The organism is Mongoliitalea daihaiensis (assembly GCF_021596945.1).
Taxonomy (GTDB): Bacteria; Bacteroidota; Bacteroidia; order Cytophagales; family Cyclobacteriaceae; genus Mongoliitalea; species Mongoliitalea daihaiensis.
The window spans coordinates 1,470,701-1,488,213 of sequence record NZ_CP063779.1 but is presented as its reverse complement, the minus strand read 5'-3'; the positions used below and the strand labels follow the sequence as shown (position 1 = coordinate 1,488,213).

Sequence of the window (17,513 nt, the reverse complement as noted above, 5' to 3'; positions counted from 1 at the left end):
CAAAAAAAGAAATCAAAATAAAATATGGATAACCTGTCGTAAATCGGAATTTAAATCTACAAAAACAATTCGAGAATTACAGCCAAAGTGAATGCTAAAATACTCACCAAAACCTTATTTAAATAGAACTTATGGTCTGGACTGCTTTCAAAGAAGATGGTCGTAGAAATATGCAAAAAGCCACCAGCTACTACACCATAGAAAATATTCAACCCATTTCTACCCAATATATCTGCTTCATACAGAAAGTTACTCAGCAACATCCCTGCGGGAGACGCCAGGGCAAAAATCGTCAATAACACAAATACCCAGCGCTTTTTCATAGCCGTGGTCAACACTGCCACTAGTGCAAATGCTTCGGGACCTTTATGTAGCAAAATTCCCAGAAGTAAGTTGTTATGCCCATGATGGTGATGATGACCATGGTCATGCGCATGGTCGTGATGACTGTGGTCATGCAGGGCCTCTGTCAATACACCCTCATGCGACAGAAGTGTACCTTCGAGAAAGGCATGGACAAATAGGCCAATCATTAAAGTCCAAACCCCCATCTCAATGCCATGTCCGTGGGCTTGACTTGGATGATGAATGTGTCCATGCTCGACACCTGTAGAAAAAAGGGCTAAAACCTGTTGTAACAAAAAACCCAATAAAATATAAAAACCCATCCAACTGGGATTGGGTGCTTCTACAAATAGATCTGGTAAAATATGTAATACCGTAATAGCAAAGAGATAGGAGCCTGCAAAAACTAAAACCAATTTGAAGTAGCGTTCTTCCCAGTTGGGAATAAAATAGGCCAAACCACCGGCTACCATCGCCGTGAGAAAAAGCAAAAGAAAATTAATTAGCATGAAGATCAGGTTTTTCTACAATAAATATAATACGCTCACTGAGGTGTTTGACATAAGGTCTTAATGAATAATCTCCGAATACATCTTTCAACACAAAACCTGCTTTTTCAAAGAAGTATTCGAACATCTCCCGAGTAATCAATTGTACAGACTCTTGATAATGGAAGCGTCTTCCCTGATCTTCAAAGTAAATATCCTTGATAATATGTCCTTGTTTCACAGATCTGTTGATGTGAAAACTGATACCATCCACAATTTTGAGCTCCTGTGGAACAAAATTATCCAAGATAAAGTCCGAATTGAGGTAGTCTAACAAAAATAACCCTCCGGCTTTCAGGTTTTTGTAGACACAATCAATCACCAGTTGATTTTGCAGGTTATCTCCAAAAAAACCAAAGCTTGTAAACATATTGAAGACATAATCAAAGCTTTCCTCCTCTAGATAAGTCCGCATATCAGCTTCTACAAAGCGAAGACCTGGTTTTTCAAACTCCTTTGCTTGCGAAATACTCAATGGAGAGAAATCTACACCGGTAACGTCTAATCCTTTCTGATGAAGGGAAACGCTATGTCTCCCCCTTCCACAAGCCAAGTCCATTACTTTTTTTCCTTCCTGAAATAGAAAGTAATCATCAAGCCTATCAATAAAATATTGGGCTTCAGAAGTATCTCTGTTTTTGTATAAAATCTGAAAATAGGGAGAAGAAAACCAATCCTTCATCAATCCACCCGAAGTGGCTACCAACGAAACACAGTTACTCATGAATAAATGACAAATATGGCTTGAGGCCCTCGCTTGCAAATGAAGTTAACTCCCCTGACTCGTCATTGAAAATCAGAAAGATTTCAAAACTTTTCAAGGATTCTTGTAAGGCAATTGCTTTTTCTGTACCCATAACCATCATAGCTGTTGCGATAGCATCAGCAGTCATGCAATCATCTGCCAATACAGTTGCACTTAATAATCCATGGCGTACAGGTCTTCCTGTTTTTGGATCAATGGTATGGGAAATTTTTAGCCCATCTACCTCATAATAGTTCCTATAATTTCCGGATGTGGCCATCCCTTTATTTTCCAAAGCCACCACAGAGTATAGATCATTTGGACTTCCCATTTCTTCGGGATTGTTGATTCCCACTTTCCACAACTCCCCCTTATCATTCAATCCACGGGCAACCAATTCCCCACCAATCTCCACCAAGAAGTTATCGATTCCCTTGGACTCCAGATAATCCGCCACTACATCTACTCCGTAGCCCTTGGCAATAGCCGAAAAGTCCAAGTACATACCGGAAACAAGTTTACGCGCCTGCTGTTGATCGAAGGTGATTTTTTCGAAGCCTATCTTTGGAAGAATGCTGGTAATATTCACAGAATCCTTCAATTGCGGTCCCCCTGGACCAAAACCCCATAAATTCACCACCGGGCCAACAGTTGGATCAAATGCACCCTCGGTCATTTCAAAGACTTCCTTACTGGACTGTAATACAGGTAAAAAAAATGGCAGCTCAAAAACCAATGAATCCGACTGATTAAAGCGGCTAATCTCTGAATCTGAAATATAGGTAGATAAGGATTGATTAAACACGATTAACAATGAATCCACTGCCGACTTCAGATTTCTGCCTTCAGGATCCAAATAAACCACCCGGTAATTGGTCCCCATAGTCTGTCCAACAATGACCATTCTGCCAACAGCATCTGTAGTAGATGCAACAAGATCTTCCGAACCTTCTTTATTTTGCCTGTATAAGTAGACGATAACGACTAAAAGCAAGAGAATAATCGAATAGATGATATTCTTTTGGGCGTTGTTATTCATAACTGAGGTGATTTTTCCGAAAGTTAAAGCTTATTTTCCAATTTAATTTCTTAGCCGCCTTACAAATGCAACAAAACTCCTTTCCAGTTGCTTCAAATGAAAGCCATCTACACTCACGTTAATTTTGTATCTTTGTTTAACTCAATAGCGCAATATGAGAGAAGATTACCTAAGCGGAGATAAAAGCAACCTGAATACGCAGGAAAAAGAATACGAAAAAGCCTTGAGGCCATTGAGTTTTGATGACTTTACGGGACAGTTTAAGATCGTAGAAAACTTAAAAATATTTGTCTCAGCGGCAAAGAAACGGAATGAGCCTCTTGACCATGTACTTTTGCACGGCCCTCCTGGCTTGGGTAAAACAACCCTGAGCAACATCATTGCCAATGAATTGGATGCTGGCATCAAGATCACCTCTGGGCCTGTATTGGATAAGCCATCGGATTTAGCAGGCCTACTCACCAATTTAGAGTCAGGTGATGTACTATTTATCGATGAAATCCACAGACTCAATCCCATCGTGGAAGAATATCTGTATTCTGCTATGGAAGACTATCGCATCGACATCATGTTGGATTCGGGGCCAAATGCCCGCTCGGTTCAGATTTCCCTGAACCCATTTACATTGATTGGTGCCACTACTCGTTCAGGCCTATTGACCTCGCCTTTACGGGCGCGATTTGGGATCAATTCACGCTTGGAATACTACGATGCCAAATTACTGACCGATATCGTGGGCCGTTCGGCGGGGATTTTGGGAACACCAATCGATGATGTGGCTGCCTATGAAATTGCCCGAAGGAGTCGAGGCACACCCCGTATTGCTAACATGCTTTTAAGAAGAACTCGTGACTTTGCCGAAGTCAAAGGTAACGGCAAAATCAGCATAGACATCGCCAAAATGGCCTTGGATGCCTTAGATGTGGATGAAAATGGCTTGGACGAAATGGACAACCGCATACTCTTGACCATCATCGAAAAATTCAAGGGAGGACCTGTGGGCTTGAGTACCATCGCTACTGCATGCGGAGAAGAAGCCGAAACCATCGAGGAAGTCTACGAACCCTTCCTGATCCAGGAAGGCTACCTCAAGCGAACAGCCCGTGGAAGAATGGCCACCGAACAAGCCTACAAACATCTAAAAATCAAACCTGATTTCGGCGGACAGACGGGAACCTTGTTTGGGTAAGAGATTTAGATTTTAGATTTCAGAAGGCAGACCTGCCTTCCGCCAGGAAGGTTTTAGATTTGATTGTAAGAGGTAATTTCCCTTTGCGGACGTGGCGAGCAACCGTGGCGCCCGTGGCGAGAAAAAATGTCGACTGATAAACGTCCAACTCCGAATGATGAAGTATTGTAAAGGATGAAACCAAATCCCCCGAGCCACGCGAGGAAATTAAAAATCAAGCTTATCAGATAATCTAAACTATCCCACAAGTTTCACCTAACATTTTAATCTGTGCAAATCTGTGCCATCTGTGGACTTTTTTTTATTTATGATTTTAGATTTAAGATTTTAGATTTGTACGTGCAGAAAGAAGCCTTCGTGTCATTCGTGGACTTTTTTATTTTGGTCCCGATAGCTATCAGGATTAGAAGGCAGGTTTTAGATTTGATTGTAAGAGGTAATTTCCCTTTGCGGACGTGGCGAGCAACCGTGGCGCCCGTGGCGAGAAAAAAATGTCGAAGGATAAACGTCCAACTCCGAATGATGAATTATTGTAAAGGATGAAACCAAATCCCCCGAGCCACGCGAGGAAATTAAAAATCAAGCTTATCAGATAATCTAAACTATCCCACAAGTTTCACCTAACATTTTAATCTGTGCAAATCTGTGCCATCTGTGGACTTTTTTTTATTTATGATTTTAGATTTAAGATTTTAGATTTGTACGTGCAGAAAGAAGCCTTCGTGTAATTCGTGTCATTCGTGGACTTTTTTATTTTGGTCCCGATAGCTATCAGGATTAGAAGGCAGGTTTTAGATTTGATTGTAAGAGGTAATTTCCCTTTGCGGACGTGGCGAGCAACCGTGGCGCCCGTGGCGAGAAAAAAAATGTCGAAGGATAAACGTCCAACTCCGAATGATGAATTATTGTAAAGGATGAAACCAAATCCCCCGAGCCACGCGAGGAAATTAAAAATCAAGCTTATCAGATAATCTAAATTATTCCCAAAATTTCTCCCAACTCCTTAATCTGTGCAAATCTGTGTCATCTGTGGACTTTTTTTATTTATGATTTTAGATTTAAGATTTTAGATTTGTACGTGCAGAAAGAAGCCTTCGTGTAATTCGTGTCATTCGTGGACTTTTTTATTTTGGTCCCGATAGCTATCAGGATTAGAAGGCAGGTTTTAGATTTGATTGTAAGAGGTAATTTCCCTTTGCGGACGTGGCGAGCAACCGTGGCGCCCGTGGCGAGAAAAAAAATGTCGAAGGATAAACGTCCAACTCCGAATGATGAATTATTGTAAAGGATGAAACCAAATCCCCCGAGCCACGCGAGGAAATTAAAAATCAAGCTTATCAGATAATCTAAATTATTCCCAAAATTTCTCCCAACTCCTTAATCTGTGCAAATCTGTGTCATCTGTGGACTTTTTTTATTTATGATTTTAGATTTTAGATTTGTACGTGCAGAAAGAAGCCTTCGTGCCATTCGTGTGCCTTTCTATTGTAGGTTTTAGGTACAACATTCATTTTTTACCCTCGATAAAATCCAAAAAACAACTAGCTCTCGTATTTGGTTGGACTTATCACCACTGCCGTTAATTATGAAAAATCAGCTGTTCATGAATAATTTAGTCACTCTTGTATGTTTGATAGTAGCTACCTCAAATCTTCAAGCACAATTTTTGGTGGAAACTGACAACTTCCACAAACCAATTTCAATCTATGAAGCAGCATCCATAACCAATGTAGGTTCTGAAATACTTAGCCTGCAACAGTTCTTGGAAAAAAAAGCAACCTATACTTTTGAACCTATTGCCGGTCCTAATACCAATCTGGGATTCACCAAGGATAACTATTGGCTGAAATTTAGCCTAACTAATAACAGTAATCGGGATTTGAGCTTATTTTTCGAAACAGGAAGACCAATTACTGATATCATTGAACTTTATCAAATCGATGCCTCAGGAACAATCGTTTCACAAATCACCGGTGACTTACTCCCCTTTGATTCCAAGCCACTTGCCCACCGGAAAATGATTTTTCCCATCGAGCTTAAAGCTGATAGCAGCTATGAATTTTATGTTCAATACCAAAGTGATGGTGAGGTAATCAACTTACCACTAAATTTACACAGTGCCAACTCCATGATTTTGACCTCTTACAAAGACCAATTAGCATTCGGGATTTTTTATGGAATTTTAGTGCTTGCAGGTGCGATTTACTTGTTTTTCTACTTTGGAATCAAGGAAAAAAGCTTTCTCTTATACTTCATTTATGTGTCTTCGATCGCATTGTTACACCTTTCTTTGGATGGTTACTTTTTTCAATACCTCACACCAAGTGCCGGTTGGTTGTCTAGAAATGCTGTGCTGCTTGCAGCTGCTTTTTCGGCTTTAGCATTTGGAAGGTATGTACAGGTATTTATGAAAGTAAAAAACTTTAGCCCTTTATTGGAAAAGGTTTACAATTCCCTCCACATCTGCATTTTGGCCCTTATTGGGGCAATTCTTTTTATTCACAGTGCAATTGAATTTTATTACCCTCTTGTCAATTTACTTGGAGTATTGCTACTATTTCTCATCATAGGAACGCTAGTTACTTCTCTACGAAGAGGGGCAGCTCCTGATTTATTCTTTGGCATCGGTTTGTTTTTCTTTTTTAGTGGCTTTTTCATTTTTATACTCAACAATTTCAGTCTTATTCCAAACTCATTTATTACTGAAAATGCATCAAAATTTGGAACTGGACTTGAAATCATCTTTCTCTCTTTGTCCATGGCTAACAGAATCCGGATTCTGAAATCAGAAAAAGAACAAATGCAGGAAATAGCTCTTCAACGTTCCCAAGAATCTAATGAAATCAAATCCTTTTTTCTTTCAAATATCAGCCACGAACTCAGAACTCCATTAAATGCCGTAATTGGGCTTTCCAAATCCATTCAAGAAACAACACAAGATCCTAAAGTCAAATCCGATTTGGAAATCATTCAATATTCTTCCTTGGAATTGTTATCGGCCATAAATGATATCTTGGACTATTCCAATATTGAGAAAAAGGAACTCAAACTGGAAGAACGCCCTGTCAAAGTAGAAAAAATCATCCAAGAGTTACGCACAATCACCGCTAACAAAGCCAAGGATAAAAACCTCAATTTCATTTATGAGGAAATCAACCAATTACCAGCCTACATTTTAGGAGACAAAGCACGTATCCGACAGATTTTACTCAACATTCTAAACAATGCTATCAAATTCACGCAAAAGGGTGATGTCAAGTTAAGCATACAATCTGACCTTAGTCCAAGGAATACAGTGGATTTAACGATTACCATTACAGATACAGGAGTAGGAATCGAGCAGGAAAAACTGGATAGAATCTACGAGTCCTTTATACAGGAACAAATCGACGATAAACGAAAATTTGGAGGCTTTGGCTTAGGGCTATGTATCGTAAAAGCTTTAATTGAGCTGTATCAAGGTACTATCAATATCACTAGCACCAAAGGAAAAGGTACAAAAGTGGTGATGCAGTTAAACTTTAAACTCCCTGAAAAGAAAGCTGCACAAGCAACAAGCAGCATTTCTGGAACCTATGACCTTCAGGGCAAGCATATTTTGATAGTGGAGGATAACCCCGTGAATCAGGTAGTTATGAAGGCTATTTTAAGAAAATGGCAAAACACGACGTTTGATATTGCCAATAACGGAATCGAGGCACTTGAAAAATTACAAGCTGCACATGTAGATTTGATTCTGATGGATCTTCAGATGCCTGAAATGGATGGATATGAAGCCACAGTTGCTATCAGAAACGGAGAGGCAGGTTCTAAAAACCAACAAATTCCCATTATTGCTGTCACAGCTGATGCCACAGACAAAGCAAAGGAAAAAGTAAAAGCAGTGGGTATGGATGACTATATGACCAAGCCTGTTGATAAAGATGAACTCTACTCCAAAGTCCAACAATGCCTTTATTTACAAGAGGTGGATGTATCAAATATTCTTTAAAAGAAATGCTGATATAGAAATAAATGGGGCGTTTAAGTTAAATGGATAATAGAGAGGAGCCAAAAATCACGAGATCAAGCTTTCCCCTTGTCAGGAATCCAAAATAGATCGAAAAGACGAAAAAAACAGATAGGAATTCCATATATTTAAAAAGCTATCCAACAAAGCTGTTACACCTCACTTGTTTAAAGCAGCTTGTGAACATGATTAGAATGGGAGTGGGTAGTTAGATAATTCGGAAATAGCCGCCACTATGGCGTCTATCACTACGAATTGGAATGCTTTGCGCCATAATGGCGTGAAGAGAATCGTTGTGGCACATTTTAAAAGACCCCAAGTATATTCGAAGTAACTTTTTAAATCTAGAAAAAACATGTAATTTCGTATCCAAATGAAGACAGATAGGTAGATGTACTTTATTGAAAAGACTGCTGAATTTGACAAATAGTTGAGAAAATTGAAGGATTTAAGAGCAAAAGCGAAAATTTTGTTCAGGATCCAAAAACTTGAAATTGATGAACATTTCGGGGACTGTAAACCCGTAGGTGAAGGGATTCATGAATTGAGGATAGACTATGCTAAAGGATATAGAATCTACTTAAAGGAAAGAGAAGGGAAAATCATTATTCTTCTAGTAGGTGGAGAAAAATCAACTCAACAAAAGGACATCGAAAGAGCAAAGGAAATTTGGAAAAGGATAAAAAAGTAAAAAATGGAAACATCAAAATTTGATATAGCGGACTATTTGGACAGTAAGGAAATGATTGCTGAGTATTTAAATTCTGTTTTGGAGGAAGGGGATAATGATGATGTAGTTGTTGCGCTTGGGCACATCGCAAAAGCAATTGGGATGTCCAAAATAGCGGAAGAAACAGGGATGAGTAGGCCAAGTTTGTATAAAGCCCTATCAACAGGATCGAAGCCCCAATTTGAAACAATAATGAAAGTATTAAAAGCTGTTGGTGGTCAATTAAGAATAAATCCATTATCCACTTGAAAAAAACGATGCCACAACATCACCTTGGATACAGCCTGCCTTTGTCGGCAGACAGGCGGGCGGTTCAGAGTAAATAGAAAGTTTAGTATCTTTAATAAGCTAGTAGTAGACTCGAAGGGAACGTCTCCGAATGCCTGCCTGGCGGCCATAGCCGTCAGGCTAATGGGCCTGAAATCAGAAGTCTGAGCTGATTTACAAACAAAACGTAGATCCCCCTTGGGATCTTTCGTCCTTTTGCTCATATTTGTATAAGTTTTTAGTTATTTTGAAAAAGGCGGCTCAACTTGGTCGTTATCCGCCTTTTTCTTCTATAAATATAACAATATTTTTACAGTAAAGGGAAGAAAATCAAGGAAATTTACTTGAAAAAGATCAGATTTTAAGGGAAAAATTTCATAGTTTCTTTAATCCAAAAACCATTAACTCAATCGCCTCTGAAACTCGTTTCTGTATCAGGAAGTCTAAACTTGACGGTTTCGGGTTCCTGCTTAGTTTGATGTTTTCGTATCAACGGGGAAAATTTTTCAGCTTATTGGATATGGCCTCCTTTCTGTTTGAGCAGTTCGGTATCAATATTACAAAGCAATCCTTACACGATCGATTTACAGCTCAAGCAGTATCATTTTTAAAAAGATGTCTTGACATACTTTTGTTTCAAAAGATTAGATATCAGGGCAATAGAGAACTCCTTACATCCCATTTTAAAAGAATCAGGATCAAGGATTCAACCAAGTTTTCTCTCCCTGACCCTTTTTCGGAAAAATATAAGGGATATGGCGGAGCCCTTAGCCAATCATCATCAATGATAAGTATCCAATATGAATACGATTTCATTAGCGGTCAAAGTATGGATCTGAGACTGACCTCTGGGGTATTGAACGATCAGTCAGACTCAGCGGAATTTACTCATGATATATGTGAAAAGATCTTTTTTTAAGAGATCTGGGATATTCTACCCTGAAGTTTATGACAAAGGTCCATTCTGCGGGAGCCTATTTTATCAACCGTTTGGGGCCACAGGTGAATTGCTATCTTGATTTGGATTCAGAGGAACCTGTAGACTTAAAAAATCACCTTCACAAACTCAAAAAAAATCATCTTGACTATATTGAAGTCTCTGTATACTTAGGTAAAAAGGAGCGTGTTCCTGCGCGTTTGGTTCTTTCACTTGCCAATGAAGAAACCTATCAAAAAAGACTAAAAAAAACAACCAAACAAGCAAGGTCAACAGGACATAATGTTTCTGAAAAGTTTAAAATCAAGGCCAGACTCAATATTATGGTTACCAATGTTCCGTCTGAGGTACTAAAAACCAATGAAATAAGAAAAGTTTACGCTATGAGATGGCAAATAGAACTCATTTTCAAGACTTGGAAATCTTTGGTTACGATAAATGAGTTTAACAGTAAAAAAATTCATAGGTTTGAATGTCAGCTTTACGGAAAGCTAATTTGGGTAATCCTTAATCTAAAGATATTCAACTGTTTACAAGAGCAGATGTATGGTAAATATAAGATACTATGCAGTATTTGGAAATACTTTAGACTGATACAAAACATCCAAAACTTTCTAATAAAAGCAGTTAAAAACCAAAACCAGCTCCGACTTTTGATTAAAAAATTGATCGATTATGCTCCAAAAGCAATTTATCTTGAAAAAAAGAAAGGAAAATTGGCTCTTGAACATATAATTAACCTCTTAACCTGACGGCTATGGCCTGGCGGCAGACAGGCCCGCCGTCTCCAAGCTGAATCACGTCAGGCTGTGAAAAAACTTTCAGTTTTTTGAAAAAACCGCATTTCTGAGGAGTATAGGGGGTTCGTAGAGAGGTAATCTTGAACCTGAGTCAATTTTAAGTTTAATTCGTTAGTTTTATAGATTAAAGTTTTAAAGGCCAATAGGGCCTTGAATAGACCAAAAAGGCTTGATTTTAAGACCAAAGAAACCCTTTTGTAGTCGGGTTTCCAGTTTTGGATTAGTTGTAAGAGCTCAGGTATTCCGAGGATGTTAATGGTTCTTTTGAGGTTGTAGACTGTCATGATGAGTGCAAACTCACCGTTTACTTTTTCCAAGACACTATCCCGAGAATCGGGGCCATTGGGCCAGTAGTGATAAAGACCATCCACGAAAAATACTAGACCTGGCAGGTTTCAAAAACCTGCCAGGTCTGATCTCTCAATGCTCCACCCTGTCAACTGCTCACTATTCACTCTCAACTATTCACTCTCAACTGCTCACTGTTCACTACTCATCCTTTACATTCAGTTCCTCCGCACTCGGCGTAAACGGATTGGAAGCTCTGATCAGGCCATCCGGTAATTCTCCTTCTGTAGAAGCTACTGCCACACAGACCGTAGCATCCCCCGTGATATTCACCACCGTACGGAACATATCCAATATTCTATCTGGAGCAATAATCAACGCCACCCCTGCACCAGGTACACCAATGGCTTCCAACACGATGATCAACATAATCAAACCTGCACCCGGTACACCTGCAGAACCAATAGCTGCCAAGGTTGCTGTCAAGACAATTGTCAACTGCTGGGAAATCGTCAAGTCCATTCCCAAGGCCTGGGCTATAAATACAGCAGCAACTGCTTGATACAAACTAGTACCATTCATATTAATCGTCGCTCCCAATGGCAAGACAAAGCTGCTCACCTCCTCAGAAACACCCACTTCTTCCTCCACAATTTTCATGGTCACAGGAAGCGTTGCAGAACTTGAAGAAGTAGAGAAACCCAACAACATCGCAGGTCTCATCGCTTTTAAAAAATCAAAGAATTTGATTCTTGTGAAAGCCTTCAGCAAGGTGCCGTAGACAACAAAGATGATCAATGCCAGACCACTCAATACAATGATTGTGTATTTTAATAGGGCGAGTAAGAGTTCTACTGCCGAATCTGGATTATCTCCTGCTATTTCTACAATGAGCGAAGCCATCAATGCAAATACACCATAAGGCGCGATCATCATGATATATTCCACAATCTTAATGATCACATCATTTAAGGCATCAAAGAAGTCAGTAAAGGTCTTCGCTTTATCTTTAGGGATCTGTAGCAAGGCGATTCCTGCAATGATCGCAAAAAATACCACTTGTAACATGCTTCCATTATCGGCTGCTGCTGCAATCAAATTTTCAGGTACAATATCTACTATTGGTTGCAAAGGACCTGCATTTCTAATTTCCGCTGCTTTGTCCGCTTTAGACCCAGCCTGAGAATCAAATTGAGCCATTAAATTATCCCTCGTTTCTTGGGGTAATTGATCTCCTGGCTGAAAAATATTCACCAATAACAACCCAAGTGTAATCGCTATCACGGTAGTAATCAAATACGCTAGAATAGTTTTACCTCCAATTCGGGATAATTTAGAAATATCCCCAAGATTTGCCACCCCTACAATCAAGGATGCAAGCACCAATGGTACCGCAATCATTTTCAAGGAATTGATAAAAATTGTCCCGACAGGCTTGATAAAATCTACCGTAAATTGTGGTGAAATCCCCGTATATATAATGACAAGGCCAAAAATTAAGCCTAGGACCAATCCTAAAATAATTTGAGTGTGTAAAGGTATTTTCTTAAACATACGAACAGATTTTCAATTAGAGTTTATTGGTTCTGCTTATTAGCAGATAATCGGCTAATACTAGTGCTGTCATAGCTTCCACTATGGGGACTGCACGGGGCACTACACAAGGATCATGTCTCCCTTTCCCTGAAACCATGACAGATTCCCCCCCTTCGTTGACAGACTCCTGATCCATCATGATGGTAGCAACGGGTTTAAAGGCTACATTGAAATAAATATCTTCACCATTGGAAATCCCACCTTGAATTCCTCCGGAGTGATTCGTTCGAGTCCGAACCCGATCACCGTCTTGATAAAAAGCATCGTTATGTTCAGACCCCCTCATTTTCACTCCATCAAATCCACTCCCATATTCAAATCCCTTCACTGCATTGATGCTCAACATTGCTTTTCCTAGCTCAGCATGCAATCGGTCAAAGACAGGTTCACCCAAGCCTGCAGGCACTCCCTTTGCAACACAACTCACAACCCCTCCAATGGTATCCCTACTTTTTCTAACTTCATCAATCAGAGATATCATCTGCTCTGCCATCATTGGGTCAGGGCATCTGACAATATTTTCTTCCGCCTGAGCAAGATCCATTTCAAGGTACGACTTCTCAAGAACTAACTCACCTACCTGACTGACGTAGGCATGAATACCTATTCCAAAGTGCTTCAATAGCAGTTTCGCAATGGAACCGGCTGCAACACGCGCAGCAGTCTCACGGGCACTACTTCTTCCGCCTCCCCTGTAATCACGAATACCATATTTCTCAAAGTAAGTAAAATCCGCATGGGAAGGTCTGAATTTATCAGCGATATGCCCATAATCTTTACTCTTTTGGTCAGTATTCATGATGACCATTCCGATAGGTGTTCCTGTAGATTTCCCTTCAAATACACCCGAAAGGATTTTAAACTCATCTTCCTCCTTGCGCTGTGTGGTGATTTTTGATTGGCCAGGCTTTCTTCGCTGCATTTCACGGACAATAAACTCCTCGTCAATTTCCACCCCCGCAGGACATCCTTCGATTACTACACCAAGTCCTAATCCATGCGATTCACCAAAAGTGCTTATCTTAAATATTTTTCCGAAACTATTCCCCATTATCTCTTCTTTACTATCAAAAAGGCCAACAAAATGACCGACGCGAGCAATAAAATATTGATCGAGATGGAAAAATAATACTTATATCGATCGTAAAAAAGATTATTACTCTCAATTGAGATTAAATCATAAATTCCCCCCAAACGTTGATTGGAAATAGCTTGATTGATTTTTGACTCTCCTGTCACCTGAATTACTGCTTTTGGTCGCAGCGTATCATACTTTGCTAAGACAGGATTGAAATAAATCCACTCGAAATGATTGGACAATGCAACTTCACCTGGTTCATTGATTGTCAAATAGTAGCCAAACTCTTTGATTCCTGTCACCTTACTCATACCCCTATTAATCTGCTGACGTACATTCGGGTCATAGGTATTTAACTTATGAATTTGCTTGGTCTTCGGTGGAGATACAGAATTAATATTACCTTCCCCTGTCACAGAAAAATTATAAGTAAATCCTTCCCCTGTTCCCACTTCCAAGGAGGAAATATTTTCCCGAAGCTGAAACACACCTACACTTACTTCTTCCCGTAGAGGATGTGGCGGAAGTGCTTTCACTTGAATAGTTTTTGCTGAAGAATAGAAAGTTTTAAAGTCCTCTAAGCGATTACTGCCAAAAAAAGTCGGGTTTTTTGCGACTCTGTATTTGATCATTTCCCAAGCTATGGAAGGAATGGATACTTCACCCGGAGAGAAAGGAAAAAAAGTAGCCTCGTATACTTTATACTTAGTCCAGTTTTTACCATTGAAAGTAACTCTTTCGGGTTGAATGTTTGTGATATTAAAATTTTCCTCCCATGCATTGGTGGGTTTTAATTTTTTTAAAATTTCATCCAATTGTCTGCCCGGCTCATAAAATTGGAAAGGTGCTTGATTGGTCTCCGACATATAAAATGCTAAACTGATATTGACTCCTTCTCCCACAAATACTTCCGTTTTATCAACTGTGGAAGCAAAAAAGGCATCATCTTCAATCTCTATGAATTCTGGTTCCTCACGAGTCCCTCCACCAAATAAATTATCAAAAGAGTCAAATACATTGGATTGTCTCTGCGCAGGACGTGGATCTATGACTTTGAGTTTTTTCCCATCGGCACTATAGTCCGTTCCATTGATCTTTACAGAAAATCTAGGAAGAGTGAATTCTCCCTTTCGGGTGGGTTTATAATATTGGATAATACTATTGGTGCTACTCACTTGTCCATTGACTACATTCATAGAAGAAGACTGCGAAAGCCCTTGTTTGGAAAAGCCCATGATATCGGGAAATTCATCATAGGATCGGATTCGATCATTGGCGATCGTAACCTTGATACTAAATGTCTCATTCAAGGCAATTTCATCAGCACCCAATTCAATGACTACCTCCTGCGCCTGAACAGTCAGTGAAACAATTAAACTACAAACAATTAGTAAACAACGAATGAATAACTGAGGCATATATACTTGGACTCCTATGAGTTTGCAAATTAAGTTTATATTTCAAACGCAACAAACCATTTGATGTAACGTTTGAAAGATTAATACGAGTAGTAAATCCAAACTTCTTTGAACTATGCTAGAGTACGTAAAAACAATTTTGACAAAAGTAAGCTTTGATAAAAGGCTTTTTGAAAAAGAGCTAAAAAAAGCCTTAAACTTACTCATGGCGACTGAAATGGAGGAATTTAGGGATTGGTGCTATAGGAATTTTTCCGGTAGATATGAGCCAGTTCTCAACAAATATTTCATAGCATATGCATGACAAAGGGCCTAATCGGCCCTTTGTTTTTTTAACAATTTTTAAAGAATAGGATGCCGCTCAAAAATCGCATTTTTATCAAATAAATTTCGATAAGTGATAAACTTCCGAATTTCTTTCGCCCCTAGGTTTTTGGAGATATTCAGCATTTTGGGATTAAAGTCTCCCTGCCAGTACAATTCCAAATGCTTGTAAGATCGACTTGGCTTGATTTGATTCTCCGCCTCCACAATCATATAATAATCAATCCCTGAACCCTGAAATTCTGGCACTACACCAAATACAAGACCCACAAATTTTTCATTTTTACCAAACAACTTTTTTAAAACAAACTGAAGTTTTTCAAATAGCCCGAACTTTCCCTTCAGATCCTTGATGAAATAATTCACATCTGGAAGATTGATCCACATGGCTTTTGGCTTGCCTTGGTGGTAAGCAAACCAAATCAATTTTTCGTCCAATACAGGCTTCATGGATTGCAGCAGCTTTAAGGCATGCGCCGGTTTAATCTCTTTGTTCCCCTCATGCTGTGCCCAAGCAGCATTGTAAACAGTCGCTAAATCCTCAGCAAAAGCACTCAAACTTTTCTTTTTGAGATGCTTAACCTCAAAATCAGGATTGGAGGAAAATTTCTGATGTGCCTTGTAAAATTTATCTGATAATTGGTGGGCAGAAGAAGATACACTCAAACCCCAACAGATCTGATTGTAAAACACATCAAAACCATAAGACTCCCACAGTTTTTGGTAGTAGGGAGGATTATAATTCATAGCATAGATTGGGGCCTCAAACCCTTGTACCAATAAACCCCACCACTTGTCTCTGTCTCCCAGATTGATGGGGCCATCCATCGCTTGATAATTCTTTTCTTCTAACCAACGTTTGGCAGTGTCAAATAAAACATTTGCTGCTTGCTGATTATCTATACAATCAAAAAAACCAACCCCGCCAACAGGTATTGTATCTCCTTTATTCTTGTATTTTGGATTGTCAAAAGCTGCAATTCTCCCAATCAATTGATCTTCTGTGTCAAAAAGTATCCATCGCTTGGCTTCGCCTCCTTTAAGTTGTTTGTTTTTATTCCTGTTAAAAACATCCAAAATATCTTTATCCAACGGCTGTATCCATTTTGGATTGGATTGATTGAGAAGAACATGCACCTTCAAAAATAAGGCTTCATCCTTCGTGTCGATGACTTCTTTAATTTTCATAGTTGGCTTATCTGAATCAAATTTAGGCTTTTTTACCGCCGTTTGATACTGATTATGCCATTTAGCAAAAAAATCCTTAATCCTTATTGAAATCAATGTTTCGTTTCAACCCAGAAAGCTTGGTTCTTTTGACAGCTGATTTTGGAAATACTTTTTTGAAAGTTTCCTCAGTTATTTCAAGCCAGGCATTTTTATCCATAGATTTTAACGCATCAGTTGGCAAAAAACTTTCCTCTTGATGGGGTTTTGAGAAGCGGTTCCACGGACATACATCTTGGCAGATATCACAGCCAAAGACCCAATTAGAAAATTTTCCCTTAAATTCCTGTGGGAGAGCATCTTTAAGTTCAATTGTAAAATAGGAAATACAACGAGATGCATCGATCACTCCATCCCCTACAATCGCATCTGTGGGACATGCATCGATGCAGCGAGTACAAGTTCCGCAATAGTCCTTAATCATAGGTGGGTCTGCACTGACTTCAAGGTCAATAATGAGCTCCGCCAGAAAGAAGAAGCTACCCATGTTTCTTGTAAGCAATAAGCTGTTTTTCCCTAACCAGCCAATCCCTGATTTTTGAGCCCATTGGCGCTCCATTACAGGGGCTGAATCCACAAAAGCACGTCCACCAAACTCCCCTATTTCAGCTCTGAGCTCTTCTAAGAGGGACTTTAACTTCTCCTTGATAACAAAGTGGTAATCCTTTCCATAAGCATACTTGGCAATCTTTAGATCCTCATCTCCCTCTGGAAGTCGTTCCTCCGGATAATAATTATATACAAGGCTTACCACTGTTTGAGCTCCTTCTACAAGCAAACGAGGATCTAGCCTTTTGTCAAAATGATTAGCCATATAGGTCATTTGACCATGATACTGTTTGTTTAACCATGTTTCTAGTTTGGGAGCTTCTTCCTCTAGAAATTCTGCTTTTGCAATCCCGCAATAATCAAACCCTAAGTCCTTTGCCTTTTGTTTGATAAGTTGAGCATAGCGTTCTTTCAGTAGTTGCAT

The 17,513-nt window shown here is 39.4% G+C and carries 13 protein-coding genes and 1 pseudogene; 6 read left to right on the top strand and 8 right to left on the bottom strand.

Annotated features, from left to right (window positions below; all coding sequences use genetic code 11):
• Positions 1–56: 56 nt before the first annotated feature.
• From IPZ59_RS06245 to IPZ59_RS06235, 3 genes are read right to left on the bottom strand one after another with little or no spacing between them, the layout of a single operon-like run.
• Positions 57–854, bottom strand: a complete 798-nt coding sequence (locus tag IPZ59_RS06245) for a ZIP family metal transporter (protein ID WP_236139019.1) — start codon at positions 852–854, stop codon at positions 57–59.
• The gene (locus IPZ59_RS06240) at positions 844–1,617 is read right to left on the bottom strand and encodes a class I SAM-dependent methyltransferase (RefSeq protein ID WP_236139018.1); all 774 of its coding nucleotides are present in this window, start codon (positions 1,615–1,617) and stop codon (positions 844–846) included. Before IPZ59_RS06240 ends, IPZ59_RS06245 begins: the two co-directional genes overlap by 11 nt.
• On the bottom strand, positions 1,610–2,677 hold the full coding sequence (locus IPZ59_RS06235; RefSeq protein ID WP_236139017.1) for an FAD:protein FMN transferase: 1,068 nt from the start codon (positions 2,675–2,677) through the stop codon (positions 1,610–1,612). Before IPZ59_RS06235 ends, IPZ59_RS06240 begins: the two co-directional genes overlap by 8 nt.
• Positions 2,678–2,831: 154 nt before the next feature.
• On the opposite strand from IPZ59_RS06235, the gene ruvB reads away from it, so the two are divergent.
• From ruvB to IPZ59_RS06210, 5 genes and pseudogenes are all read left to right on the top strand, one after another.
• The gene (ruvB, locus tag IPZ59_RS06230; protein ID WP_236139016.1) at positions 2,832–3,866 is read left to right on the top strand and encodes a Holliday junction branch migration DNA helicase RuvB; all 1,035 of its coding nucleotides are present in this window, start codon (positions 2,832–2,834) and stop codon (positions 3,864–3,866) included.
• Between the two features lie 1,603 nt (positions 3,867–5,469).
• Positions 5,470–7,857 carry a hybrid sensor histidine kinase/response regulator gene (locus IPZ59_RS06225; protein ID WP_236139015.1) on the top strand — a complete coding sequence of 796 codons (2,388 nt, stop codon included), beginning with the start codon at positions 5,470–5,472 and terminating at the stop codon, positions 7,855–7,857.
• Between the two features lie 448 nt (positions 7,858–8,305).
• On the top strand, positions 8,306–8,566 hold the full coding sequence (locus tag IPZ59_RS06220) for a type II toxin-antitoxin system RelE/ParE family toxin (RefSeq protein WP_317208041.1): 261 nt from the start codon (positions 8,306–8,308) through the stop codon (positions 8,564–8,566).
• Positions 8,567–8,569: 3 nt separating this feature from the next.
• A complete protein-coding gene (locus tag IPZ59_RS06215; RefSeq protein ID WP_010609860.1) occupies positions 8,570–8,854 on the top strand; it encodes an addiction module antidote protein in 285 nt (94 codons plus the stop codon).
• A gap of 936 nt (positions 8,855–9,790) precedes the next feature.
• Positions 9,791–10,561 (top strand): annotated as a pseudogene (locus IPZ59_RS06210) (transposase); the annotation flags it as partial.
• A 537-nt stretch (positions 10,562–11,098) separates the two neighbouring features.
• Here the strand turns inward: IPZ59_RS06210 and IPZ59_RS06205 are convergent.
• Genes IPZ59_RS06205 through IPZ59_RS06195 form a run of 3 tightly spaced genes read right to left on the bottom strand, consistent with a single transcriptional unit; the run spans position 11,099 to position 14,989 of the window.
• Positions 11,099–12,451 (bottom strand): dicarboxylate/amino acid:cation symporter, encoded by a 1,353-nt coding sequence (locus IPZ59_RS06205; RefSeq protein ID WP_236139012.1) that lies wholly within the window; start codon positions 12,449–12,451, stop codon positions 11,099–11,101.
• Positions 12,452–12,467: 16 nt separating this feature from the next.
• Positions 12,468–13,544 carry a chorismate synthase gene (aroC, locus tag IPZ59_RS06200; RefSeq protein WP_236139011.1) on the bottom strand — a complete coding sequence of 359 codons (1,077 nt, stop codon included), beginning with the start codon at positions 13,542–13,544 and terminating at the stop codon, positions 12,468–12,470.
• Entirely contained in the window at positions 13,544–14,989 is a 1,446-nt protein-coding gene (locus IPZ59_RS06195; protein WP_236139010.1) for a BatD family protein, read from the bottom strand. Before IPZ59_RS06195 ends, aroC begins: the two co-directional genes overlap by 1 nt.
• A 115-nt stretch (positions 14,990–15,104) precedes the next feature.
• On the opposite strand from IPZ59_RS06195, the gene IPZ59_RS06190 reads away from it, so the two are divergent.
• Positions 15,105–15,293, top strand: coding sequence for a hypothetical protein (locus IPZ59_RS06190; protein ID WP_236139009.1), 189 nt, complete (start codon positions 15,105–15,107; stop codon positions 15,291–15,293).
• Positions 15,294–15,331: 38 nt separating this feature from the next.
• On the opposite strand, the gene IPZ59_RS06185 is transcribed toward IPZ59_RS06190, so the two are convergent.
• Both IPZ59_RS06185 and queG read right to left on the bottom strand, forming a co-directional pair.
• Positions 15,332–16,501, bottom strand: a complete 1,170-nt coding sequence (locus IPZ59_RS06185; protein WP_236139008.1) for a hypothetical protein — start codon at positions 16,499–16,501, stop codon at positions 15,332–15,334.
• A gap of 76 nt (positions 16,502–16,577) precedes the next feature.
• Positions 16,578–17,513 carry a tRNA epoxyqueuosine(34) reductase QueG gene (queG, locus tag IPZ59_RS06180; RefSeq protein ID WP_236139007.1) on the bottom strand — a complete coding sequence of 312 codons (936 nt, stop codon included), beginning with the start codon at positions 17,511–17,513 and terminating at the stop codon, positions 16,578–16,580.

Bases quoted from the DNA above. Each gene is read 5' to 3' on its own strand.
- IPZ59_RS06245 (WP_236139019.1), bottom strand. From the start codon at position 854: ATGCTAATTAATTTTCTTTTGCTTTTTCTCACGGCGATGGTAGCCGGT.
- IPZ59_RS06240 (WP_236139018.1), bottom strand. From the start codon at position 1,617: ATGAGTAACTGTGTTTCGTTGGTAGCCACTTCGGGTGGATTGATGAAG.
- IPZ59_RS06235 (WP_236139017.1), bottom strand. From the start codon at position 2,677: ATGAATAACAACGCCCAAAAGAATATCATCTATTCGATTATTCTCTTG.
- ruvB (WP_236139016.1), top strand. From the start codon at position 2,832: ATGAGAGAAGATTACCTAAGCGGAGATAAAAGCAACCTGAATACGCAG.
- IPZ59_RS06225 (WP_236139015.1), top strand. From the start codon at position 5,470: ATGAATAATTTAGTCACTCTTGTATGTTTGATAGTAGCTACCTCAAAT.
- IPZ59_RS06215 (WP_010609860.1), top strand. From the start codon at position 8,570: ATGGAAACATCAAAATTTGATATAGCGGACTATTTGGACAGTAAGGAA.
- IPZ59_RS06205 (WP_236139012.1), bottom strand. From the start codon at position 12,451: ATGTTTAAGAAAATACCTTTACACACTCAAATTATTTTAGGATTGGTC.
- aroC (WP_236139011.1), bottom strand. From the start codon at position 13,544: ATGGGGAATAGTTTCGGAAAAATATTTAAGATAAGCACTTTTGGTGAA.
- IPZ59_RS06195 (WP_236139010.1), bottom strand. From the start codon at position 14,989: ATGCCTCAGTTATTCATTCGTTGTTTACTAATTGTTTGTAGTTTAATT.
- IPZ59_RS06190 (WP_236139009.1), top strand. From the start codon at position 15,105: ATGCTAGAGTACGTAAAAACAATTTTGACAAAAGTAAGCTTTGATAAA.
- IPZ59_RS06185 (WP_236139008.1), bottom strand. From the start codon at position 16,501: ATGAAAATTAAAGAAGTCATCGACACGAAGGATGAAGCCTTATTTTTG.
- queG (WP_236139007.1), bottom strand. From the start codon at position 17,513: ATGCAACTACTGAAAGAACGCTATGCTCAACTTATCAAACAAAAGGCA.